Origin of the sequence: Lentibacillus kimchii (genome assembly GCF_042666895.1) — a bacterium.
Classification (GTDB): domain Bacteria; phylum Bacillota; class Bacilli; order Bacillales; family Amphibacillaceae; genus Lentibacillus; species Lentibacillus kimchii.
Genome location: NZ_JBHTGR010000055.1, coordinates 22,046 through 32,844, shown reverse-complemented (window position 1 = coordinate 32,844; position 10,799 = coordinate 22,046). Strand labels below are relative to the sequence as shown.

At 47.0% G+C, this 10,799-nt stretch carries 9 protein-coding genes; 4 read left to right on the top strand and 5 right to left on the bottom strand.

The features are described 5' to 3' along the window. Positions 1-226: 226 nt before the first annotated feature. Together ilvD and ACFQU8_RS10915 are read right to left on the bottom strand one after the other, a co-directional pair. A complete protein-coding gene (ilvD, locus tag ACFQU8_RS10920; protein WP_382359808.1) occupies positions 227-1,921 on the bottom strand; it encodes a dihydroxy-acid dehydratase in 1,695 nt (564 codons plus the stop codon). Positions 1,922-2,027: 106 nt separating this feature from the next. Beyond that, positions 2,028-2,990, bottom strand: coding sequence for a bile acid:sodium symporter family protein (locus ACFQU8_RS10915; protein ID WP_382359805.1), 963 nt, complete (start codon positions 2,988-2,990; stop codon positions 2,028-2,030). Positions 2,991-3,174: 184 nt separating this feature from the next. Between ACFQU8_RS10915 and ACFQU8_RS10910 the strand changes: the two genes are divergently transcribed. Beyond that, complete coding sequence (locus tag ACFQU8_RS10910; protein ID WP_382359802.1) at positions 3,175-4,281, top strand: branched-chain amino acid aminotransferase; 1,107 nt, start codon at positions 3,175-3,177, stop codon at positions 4,279-4,281. Between the two features lie 307 nt (positions 4,282-4,588). Here ACFQU8_RS10910 and ACFQU8_RS10905 read toward each other — a convergent pair whose 3' ends face one another. The 3 genes from ACFQU8_RS10905 to ACFQU8_RS10895 form a co-directional block, all read right to left on the bottom strand. Continuing rightward, positions 4,589-5,242 (bottom strand): reverse transcriptase-like protein, encoded by a 654-nt coding sequence (locus tag ACFQU8_RS10905; protein WP_382359799.1) that lies wholly within the window; start codon positions 5,240-5,242, stop codon positions 4,589-4,591. A 70-nt stretch (positions 5,243-5,312) separates the two neighbouring features. Further along, complete coding sequence (locus tag ACFQU8_RS10900) at positions 5,313-6,011, bottom strand: HAD family hydrolase (protein ID WP_382359796.1); 699 nt, start codon at positions 6,009-6,011, stop codon at positions 5,313-5,315. Between the two features lie 111 nt (positions 6,012-6,122). Beyond that, positions 6,123-7,133 carry a proline dehydrogenase family protein gene (locus tag ACFQU8_RS10895; RefSeq protein WP_382359793.1) on the bottom strand — a complete coding sequence of 337 codons (1,011 nt, stop codon included), beginning with the start codon at positions 7,131-7,133 and terminating at the stop codon, positions 6,123-6,125. A gap of 195 nt (positions 7,134-7,328) precedes the next feature. Here ACFQU8_RS10895 and ACFQU8_RS10890 point away from each other — a divergent pair, with 195 nt between their 5' ends. The 3 genes from ACFQU8_RS10890 (at position 7,329) to ACFQU8_RS10880 (ending at position 10,750) form a co-directional block, all read left to right on the top strand. Then, a complete protein-coding gene (locus ACFQU8_RS10890) occupies positions 7,329-7,850 on the top strand; it encodes a GNAT family N-acetyltransferase (RefSeq protein WP_382359790.1) in 522 nt (173 codons plus the stop codon). A gap of 62 nt (positions 7,851-7,912) precedes the next feature. After that, positions 7,913-8,794 carry an ATP-binding protein gene (locus ACFQU8_RS10885; RefSeq protein ID WP_382359787.1) on the top strand — a complete coding sequence of 294 codons (882 nt, stop codon included), beginning with the start codon at positions 7,913-7,915 and terminating at the stop codon, positions 8,792-8,794. A 33-nt stretch (positions 8,795-8,827) separates the two neighbouring features. After that, positions 8,828-10,750 carry a vWA domain-containing protein gene (locus tag ACFQU8_RS10880; RefSeq protein WP_382359784.1) on the top strand — a complete coding sequence of 641 codons (1,923 nt, stop codon included), beginning with the start codon at positions 8,828-8,830 and terminating at the stop codon, positions 10,748-10,750. The last annotated feature ends 49 nt before the right edge of the window (positions 10,751-10,799 follow it).

The following is a 10,799-nucleotide window of genomic DNA, read 5'->3' as shown; positions in this document are numbered from 1 at the left end:
AAAAGGCTGAGACAAAAGTGCGAACCACTTGCGTGACTGAACCGCTCCGAAAAAAGACGTCACTTTCCACGGGCGGCTGATGAGCCTCCGAAGTGCGTTCGCACTCCGGGGTCTCACCTATGCCTTTGCTCCCGCAGGAGTCGCCGTCTTTTCCTCCGCTGAATCGGAGCATTGTTCGACGCTTGAGTTAGTCGCTCTCGTTATGTCCCAGCCTCCGCTTTTTCGTTTAATCTTTTTTAGTTTTGTAGTCTGTTACAGCGCCTTTTGAGGAGCAGGAGACGTTATGGGCATATTTGCCGAGCACCCCTTTCTGATACAGCTGCGGTGCTGTCCATTGCTGTCTGCGCCGTTCAAATTCGGCATCAGATACAGCCGCTGATAATTCTTTTTTATCAGCATCAATCGTCACCTGATCGCCTTCCTGCAAAAAGGCAATCGGTCCGCCAGACTGGGCTTCTGGCGCCATGTGACCGACGACCAGACCATGAGTCCCGCCAGAAAAGCGGCCATCGGTCAGCAAGGCCACTTTTTCACCCAGACCCTTGCCGACGAGCAGACTGGATACAGCCAGCATCTCTGGCATGCCTGGTCCACCTTTAGGACCGGCATAACGAATGACAAGCACATCGCCCTCCAGTATTTTATCTTGTTTGACAGCGTCAATCGCTTCCTGTTCTGTGTCAAACACGCGGACAGGGCCTGTGTGACGGGTCACCTGTATCCCCGATACTTTAGCAACCCCTCCTCTCGGTGCCAGGTTGCCTTTTAAGACGATAAGCGGCCCATCTGTTCGTTTTGGCTGGTCCAGCGGCGCAATGATGGACTGGTCCTCAGACAGAGACGGTGCTTCCGCCAAATTTTCCGCAACAGTCCGGCCAGTAACAGTCAAGCAGTCGCCATGCAGGTAACCAGCCTCATACAGCAGTTTCATAACAGCCTGAACACCGCCCGCTTTGTGCAAGTCCTGCATAACAAACTGCCCGCTTGGCTTCAAATCAGCCAGATGCGGCACCTTGGCCTGCATTCGGTTAAAGTCATCAATTTCGAGATCAACACCGATCGCATGGGCCATCCCCAAGAGATGCAAAATCGCATTCGTCGAACCACCAAGCGCCATCACGACGGTTATGGCATTTTCGAATGCTTCTTTCGTCATGATGTCTTTCGGATAGATACCTTGTTCCAGCAGCGTGTAAACCGTTTTGCCTGCTTCCGCACAATCAGCCGCCTTTTCCTCAGATTCGGCGGGATTTGACGAGCTTCCGGGCAGACTCATACCCATCGCTTCCACAGCGGATGCCATGGTGTTAGCGGTGTACATGCCCCCGCAGGCTCCGGAGCCAGGGCAGGCTTTACATTCAATGTTTTTAAGCTCCTCATCACCAATATCGCCGTTGTTATGCTTGCCGACACCTTCAAAAACAGAAACGATATCGATAGCGTTACCGTTATGTGTTCCAGGTGCAATCGTCCCGCCATACACGAATACAGCCGGCACATCCGCATTCGCAATCGCAATCATACAGCCAGGAATATTCTTGTCACAGGCACCAATCGCCACAAATCCATCAAGGTTTTCCGCACCCACAACCATTTCGATCGAATCCGCGATCAAGTCCCGGCTGGGCAGTGAATAGCGCATACCCTGGGTGCCCATGGAAATACCGTCAGACACCGTGATAGTGTTAAAAATAAGCGGCGTTGCTCCTGCGTCCCGCGCACCTGTCTTGGCGCTGACCGCCAGATCATCAATGTGGATATTGCATGGTGTTACCTCACTCCATGTACTTGCAATGCCGACCATTGGCTTTTGAAAATCCGCATCGTCAACACCAACTGCCCGCAGCATCGCGCGGTTCGGTGCCCGCATTGTGTCATCACTGAATACATGGCTTTTAATACGCAAATCATTGTTGTCCATTCGAAGACCACCTTTCTATTTCGGCATATTATATACTTAATATTTTAATAATTCAATACCTCAATACTGTTTTAATAGATTAGCTGACCGCGAATCGAAGCCCTTCTTATCCGGCTTTATGGTCCTCATCGTCCTGAGGCAAATGGTTGCTCTTTTTGCCCCACCACGTGGCAATCAGCGGACCGGAAATGTTGTGCCAGACACTGAACAGCGCACTTGGAACCGCCGCAATCGGTGAAAAGTGGGCAAGCGCTAATGCTGAGCCCAGGCCGGAATTTTGCATACCAACTTCGATTGATACCGCCTTTTGATCCGCAAAATCAAAGCGGAACAGCTTGCTGATCGTATAACCTATCACAAGTCCCAGTACGTTATGCAGTATGACGACCGAAAGAATTAACAGGCCCGTTGAAAGAATTTCTTCCCGGTTAACCGCTACAACTGCTGAGGCAACAGCAACAATTCCCACAACGGAAACAAGCGGCAGTGCTGCTACACTCTTACTGACTTGTTTGCTGAACAGCAAACGAACAACAATTCCCAGAACAATCGGAATCAGCACAATCTGCACAATCGATGTGACCATATCGGCAGCCGATACGGGAAGCCACTGACTGGCAAGAAGCCATGTCAGCACCGGTGTTAAAATGGGCGCCAGAATCGTTGATACGGCCGTAACCGAGACGGATAAAGCCGTATTGCCTTTGGCGAGAAAGGTCATGACATTCGAAGCAGTACCCCCCGGACAGCAGCCAACCAGAATCACACCAGCAGCTACCTCGGCCGGAAGCTGAAATACAACCGCCAGGCCAAATGCCACCAGAGGCATGATAATATATTGGGCTGCTGCGGCTATGAAAACACTTGCCGGTGCCTTCAGCACGCCTTTAAAATCATCCAGCGTGAGCGTAAGGCCCATCCCAAACATAATAATTCCCAATAGCAGTGTTACGTGCGGGGCTATCCAAGCAAACCCATCTGGAAACAATAAGCTTAAGATACCGAATAAAATGACCCAGATCGCAAATGTGTTTCCTGCAAAGCTGCTGACTTTTTCCAATGTTTTCATGTCCATCCCTCCGAAGTAATGATTTAATAGTCAGATAACTATGGATTCTAACACATCCCATTTTGCTAAGGAAGTCTTATTGTTTAAATATTTATATAATTTAGTAAATACTAATTTTGGGCTTGCGTTTGTGATCAATTTATTCTATGATAGATTTCAACTTTTTACACAAGGGGATGGCGACATGACGAACGAACAGCAATCCATTAGAGTAAACCTCTGCTCATCAGGTAAAGAAAAACCTCAGGCAGATCAGCTGGCGTTTGGGCGATCTTTTACGGATCATATGTTTGTAATGGACTACACGGAGGATGAAGGCTGGCATGAGGCACGCATAGTGCCCTATGCACCGCTGATGATCGATCCGTCAGCTATGGTCTTTCATTACAGCCAGTCCGTATTTGAGGGATTAAAAGCTTACTTGAACGACGATGGCGAGGCTCAATTATTTCGCCCGCAGCGGAATTTTAAGCGGATGAACCACTCCAACGACAGGCTATGCATACCGCCGATCGATGAAACGTTTGCCTTAAAAGCGGTCAAACAGCTTGTCTCGATTGATAAAGACTGGATCCCGCAAGCTGAAGGAACTTCCTTGTATATCCGGCCATTTATCATTTCAACGGAGCCTTTCATCGGTGTAGCACCATCTCGTCATTATCAATTTATGATTATATTATCCCCTGTTGGTGCCTACTATGAAGAAGGAATTAATCCGATTAAAATAGCGGTGGAAAATGACTATGTCCGCACCGTAAAAGGCGGAACCGGCGAAGCTAAGACCGGCGGGAATTATGCTGCCAGCCTGAAAGCCCAGGAGATGGCTGAGGAAGGCATTGCTCAGGTCCTATGGCTTGACGGCGTTGAACGGCGTTATGTCGAAGAAGTCGGCAGTATGAACATTTTCTTTAAGATTAACGGACAGGTCATCACACCTGCGCTAAACGGCAGCATTCTCGATGGTGTCACCCGCAATTCTGTTATCCGGCTCCTGCAGCATTGGAATGTTCCAGTTGAAGAACGGAAAATTTCGATGGATGAAATCTATCAGGCCTATCAGGAAGGAACACTGGAAGAGGCATTTGGCGCTGGGACGGCTGCTGTTATTTCGCCAATTGGCCAACTCGTCTGGCAGGAACACATGGAGATTAACGACGGTCAGACTGGTGCCATAGCCAAAAGCCTTTATGACACATTAACGGCTATCCAGTACGGCAAAATTCCGGATCCATTTAACTGGATCGAAAAAGTTGATGACATCGGCGAAAACACACTAAAAGCAACAAACTAAACATTGAACCAGCAGCACACAGTCAGAGACTTAAAAGAAGATGAGTTCATTTTGATTCATCCTTTTCAAAATGAACTCATTTTTTTGCGTTTGGGCGGCACATGACATAAAACGTTTCAAACGTTCCAGGACTATAAATAGCCCGCTTCAAACTACAAGTGAACGTAACCAAAGCAAATGAAAACACGCTATTCCAAAAATTATCAAACTGATGCTAAACGCTCAAGAGGAAAAGCCCCTGCTCACCTTTCGGCAAACCTGACGTCACGACTGTCATTGGACAGGATCAAGAAAAATTTCTTCTAAGCTACAGCTCCCGCATACTTGTTATGTCGACACCCTTTAACGCCTGGGCTGCCAGCCAGTCCGCTTCCTGATTATGCTGGCGTGACTTAAGATCATACACTGGATCAATCCCCGACCGGTGCAAATCATCTTCAATACGATCGGCCCACTTGTTTAACTCAGTCTCATAACAGGGCCATTCACCCTGCAATTGCTTAATAACCACCTGTGAGTCACCGGCAAAGATCACCGGCTGATGATGCACCTCAAGCAGCAGCAATTCCCGAATGCCCAAATGCAGCGCAGCATATTCTGCTTCGTTATTGGTCTCCAGCTCCTCAACCAGGGCATTCTGGCGCAGGCGCCATGATTTGCCGTTCTGCTCATAGTAGATGACACATCCTAATCCGGACTTTTTCGAATCACGTTCAAAACCGCCATCGAAATAAACTGTCATTCCATGAGGCTCTGTCTGAATAATGTCCAGCTGCTTCTTCAATTGTTTGAACGTCCACCTGCCATCATAGTTATCAAAGAAAGTGAGCTGCGCAGCACGGCCAGTTTTTTCCAGATCTTCAGCCAATAACAGGGCCTTAGCAGCCGGCATTGCTTCCGAGCTGAAAGACGTTTGCGTTCCTTTCGGTGTTGTGTACGTTAATGCAACCCTGACATCCATAGCCGACATCCTTTTAATATAATACTAAAACCAGTATGCCCGTAATGACCTGACGTTACCCTGGCAGCTGTCAGCCGAAAAGCGGCCATCCCTCTTCCACAGCTACTTTCTTAACCGACTTGTCCGGATTAACGACAAAGGGATGTTTAACGAATTCGAGCAAAGGCACATCGCTCTCACTGTCAGCATAAGCCCATGTATCACGCGATTCTTCTTCAGTCAGGTAACCAAATCGTTTCTGGCGGTCCATCCAAGCCTGTACATGATTGACTTTTTCATCGCCATTGACAACTGACCGGACATGACCGGTACACAAGCCGCGCTGATTAAACATTAATTCAGTGCCAATAATATGCACATTAAGTGAGAATGCATCCGTAAAAGCTTTTAGAAATGGCTGAAATGCTCCGGACAGAACAATAATCTGATCGCCCTGGCGTTCATGCTCGTGTATTTTTTCTATCAGTCCCTGATGAACATCGTCCTTGCCGATTTCGACTAAACGCCGGAAAAACTGATCCAGCTCTGCTCGCGTCATGCCTTTAAACGACTTAGCAAAGGCTTCGAAAAAAGACAATTTGAAGGCGTTTTTGCCTTTAGTCAGACCAGCCGTCGAAGCTTTAGCGAGACCTTTTGAGATAACGGTCCACTGTTTCAGGCCAAACGCCTGATTGGCCCCCTCCATAACGACCTTAAATGAATCACCCTGATAAAGCGTTCCATCAAAATCAACTGTTACAACACCCATGACAATCACCTCTGACATCATCTTAATCCAATAGTGGCTGGAAGTAAATGCTCGGGAAGTTTAATGAACCAAAAGAGGCTGCGACATTTCATTGATTGTTTTGTTATGTCACCTCCTCTTTTGGTCTGTCAGTTATGCTTTTTTACCGCGTTTTGACCGGAAGCGCCAGATCAGAAGCGCGGAGACAGCTGCTGCACCGCCAATGACCGGTCCTTTCTTCAATTTGTTATCTTCGGTATAAAGCGCGTCTTTAAGGATAATATTGACATTCTGCGGCCGTTCGGCCAAACGGCGCATAAAGTAGCCAAACCAGTCATCGCCAAACGGAATATAGGTGCAGAAATGATAACCCTCATTGGCGAGTTTTTGCTGCAAGTCATTCCGGAAACCGTAAAGCATCTGAAATTCAAATTGGTCATTAGGGATGCCCTGCTCTTGTATGAATGTCTTCAATTCATTAATGATATGATGATCATGTGTGCCAATTGACGTGAATGTACCTTCTAAAAGCCGCTCTTCAGCCAGCTTTATAAAGTTCCGGTCAATAGCCGCCTGCTCCTGATAAGCTACATCCGCGCTTTCTTTATAAGCGCCTTTAACAATCCGGACACGTATACCTTTCAAATCAGAAAGATCGTCCCCAGCCTGAAGCAGATATGACTGAACAACTGTGCCGACATTGTCATAGTCCTTATGGAGTGTCTTCAGAGCAGCCATGGTAGCCTCGTAATGCACATAGTCCTCCATATCAATGTTGACAAAAATGGCGTATTCTTTCGCCTTAGCCAGAATTTCCCGCACGTTGGCCATACAAAAATCCTGATCGATATCCAGACCGAGCTGTGTCAATTTAACGGAGAGATGACAAGCTACATTCTCCTGATGAATCGTTTCCAAAAGTGTGATGATCTTATCTTTTGCTTGTTCAGCTTCAGCCCTGCTGGCAACAAACTCGCCTAAATTATCAAGTGTGCAGCTGATTCCTTTGGCATTCAGATTTTTAACCGTTTCCATAACACTCGGAATCGTTGTGCCAGCGACAAACTTATCAGCTCCCAGGACAAAGCCCCATTTTTTGGCTTGGGAATTTAACAACTGATTGTTCGACAAGCCGATAAAAAAATCCCGCGTCATATTTGACATGTTCAAAACTCCTTCAATCGTGAATATGGAAGAACCATTCTATTGTAAATGATTTCATGACTCTATTATACTATAAAACACATACAAAAATAAATTGTCGATTGCCGCCAGTTGTCAAATTTGCAAAACATGACGAAGCTCGTATTTTCTGATAAAATGAACGTTATATCAAAGCGGAAAAGGAGACAATCTAACATGGAAAAGACCATTCAGCTCCGTGCAGTCGAAAAAGATGATCTGAGCTTCTTGCACAAACTGCTGAACAATACCGATGTGATGCATTACTGGTTCAGTGAAGCCCATATGTCGATGGAAAAACTGAAAGAAATGCTTGAGAAAAATAACGCGAATGACCGGAACCGTTCCTTTATCCTCACCGATGGGCAGGAACCATTCGGCTTCGTTGGAATAGCCGATATTGATCCAAGACACCGTCACGCGGAATTCTCAATCATGATTGAACCGGCGCACCAGGGCAATGGGTATGCCGGCAAAGCTACGCAATTAGCGATGGATTACGCCTTTTCAATGCTGAATTTGCATAAACTTTATTTAATTGTCGCCAAAGCAAACGACAAAGCCCGTCATGTCTATGAAAAAGCCGGTTTCCACACAGAAGGTGAAATGACTGAGCACTTCTTCGTGAAAGGGACCTATCAGGATGCCCTTATGATGGGCGTTTTTCAACAGGATTACTGGAACAGACAAAATCATTAGATGCAGCAGCGCAGAATGACAGATGCTGAACGTTAAACTGTCTGCAAGAAAGGAGCCCCAATATGACACAAACTGAACAGCTGCCAGAAGCCATCAGACAATTACTTCAGAACAACCGCCACACGACAAAGGACCGTGCGTTCCGCGAGCTGATCCGGAGTGACCTCTATGTGCCGCCCGAACAGGACCTTTTAATCGATGCCATTACAGCATTAAGCATGGGGAAAAACGTCCTGCTGAAAGGCCCGACCGGTTCCGGTAAAACACGTTTTGCAGAGACACTCTCCAGCTTATTCAATCAGCCTATGTTCAACGTGAATTGCTCGGTTGATTTGGATGCGGAAAGTCTGATGGGTTTCAAAACACTCAGCTACGAAGAAAATCAACAAGTGATTGATTTCGTGCCTGGACCAGTGACGAATGCAATGAAACACGGCACATTTCTTTATATTGATGAAATTAATATGGCTAAACCGGAAACCCTCCCGCTGATCAATGGCGTGCTGGACTACCGCCGGACGATCACCAACCCGTTCACCGAGGAAATCATTACGGCCGAAGATGGCTTTGGCGTCGTGGCAGCCATTAATGAAGGCTATGTCGGAACGGTCCCACTTAATGAAGCTTTGAAAAACCGCTTTGTCGTAATCGATATTCCCTATTTACAAGGTGAACAGCTAAAACAGCTGATCCAGAATACGAGCCGGCTGGAAAAAGGACGCACAATCGACTTGTTTGTCCGCCTTTCCAGTGACCTGATTGAAGCCGTTTCCCAGGGCAAACTGGCTGAAGACGCTGCATCAATCCGTGCTTTAGTGGATGCGTGTGACTTAAGTGCATTTATCCCGCCAAAACGAGCGATTCAACGCGCCATTGCCGATAAACTGGAAGAAGACCGGGAAAAAGAATTTGTCATGACGATGGCCGAAACCTTATTCGGCTAAAATGGGCTACATCATATGGATAGGAGAATCACCATGTTCCGCTTTCGTGAAACAAACGTTGATACCCGGCTATTTCGCCAGCTGCAGGATCTGGCTTCTGTGCTTACGGGCTTCCCTGACATAAACTTCTACTATTCCTATGGATCAGCGATTGATCTTGACCAGTCCAGCATGAAGCTCACAGCAAGTGCCAACTGGGGAATCGGAGACGTCAAAACCCATGAAGCTGGCGCGAAAACAGACATCCTTCTCAGAGCAATTGGAACGTTAACTGCATCCAACATCCGCGATCTGCAGTCGTGCCTGCAAGCGAATAACCATTCCGCTCTTCCGAAATTCGGGAATCAATTGATCACATTACTTGAAAATATCCGCCTGGAAGAATTTATTAAACGCGAGCGTCCAGGCACCACTGAATTATTTGCCACTCGCCGGGTGTATTTGAAACGGTTTTTCACCCAGCAATTGGAGGCTAACATCACACGGAGTCTTGCATTGGATGAATTGTTCTGTCTTATCTACCTTTTGATTGAATCTGATACACCAGACCCTGTGTTCACACAGGCTAACAGACAACAGACTGATCAGCTGGAAACACTGAAACCCCTGCTTTTTCAATTGTTTGAAGCGAAAAGGTCGCGTGATACGGTAGAGCTGGCCAATCAAATACGCGACCGCGTAGAACCAAATTATACTGACATGGCCCATACTTATTTTATTTTTCCGGTTGCAGATCTGACCGGCGGCACAGAAGAAACAGCCTTTGATAAGCTTACACGTACGGATCCACTGGCCAATGACAGTCAAGAAGAGGATCCCAGCACGGAAAAAAGCGAAACGTTCGAGCAGGAATTCGCCACGTGGCACAGTGAAAACGAAAATGCCGACCGCAGCCAAAACTTTATGCAGTTTGATCTGGAAGAAGGAACACGCTCAAGCCTGATGGGCGAAGGTGCTCGTGAAACTGAGGAAGGCGACCAGGCTCTTGCTTCAATGCAAGGCTCATCCGGCAGCAGCGACCAGAATGATTACGCCAATATGGAAGCTATGCCTAAACAGCAGGACCAGCAGCAGGAATCATCGTCCGGCAATGTTTATGGCCGGGAAAACCAGAATGCCGTTAAAATCATAAAAGAAGCCAGAGCGTCGACACCATCTGAAACCGAACAATATGCAGCGTTTGCTGAGGATATCGCACCAATCAAACGCAGACTGTCCCGGACGATTGAAAAAATGCTGGAATATAAACGCCAGGCACCACGGCGTCAATTAACCTCAGGCCGTTTATCAAAAAAACTGCTGCCGGTCGTTACAGATGAATTTCCGCGGCTGTTTTATAAGAAAAACGAAGAATCAAAGGAATTGGATGCTGCCTTTACACTCTTGGTCGATTGTTCAGCCTCGATGTTAGACAAAATGGAAGATACGAAAAAAGGCATTGTACTGTTTCATGAAGTGCTTAAAAGTCTGGCTATCCCGCATACCATTATTGGCTTCTGGGAAGAGGCAACCAGTGTTAAAGATAATTATCAGCCTAATTATTTCCATGTCATTCATTCATTTAATGATTCGCTTTATCAGTCGGACAGTGCGCGCATTATGCAGCTGGAAGCCCAGGAAGACAACCGTGATGGCTTCAGTATCCGTGCTGCTGCTGAAGAACTTTCAGCAAGAAGCGAGAAGAACCGCTTTCTCCTTGTCTTCTCAGACGGGGAACCGGCAGCTGCCGACTATACGGAAAACGGGATAATCGATACAAACTTGGCTGTATCCGAAACACGCAAAAAAGATATCGACGTCATCGGCATCTTCCTTGCTGAGGGAGAAATCGGCGAACAGGAAGACAGCCTGATGCAGAATATTTACGGAAAAGAACGTCTTATGATCCCGACTGTGACCGATCTGCCAGATCACTTCGCCCCGCTCTTGAAAAGATTGCTGCTGAGAACAATATAAAGTCACCCAGTCACGTATAAAATTTTCGAATCTTTCATTCCGGTACGTT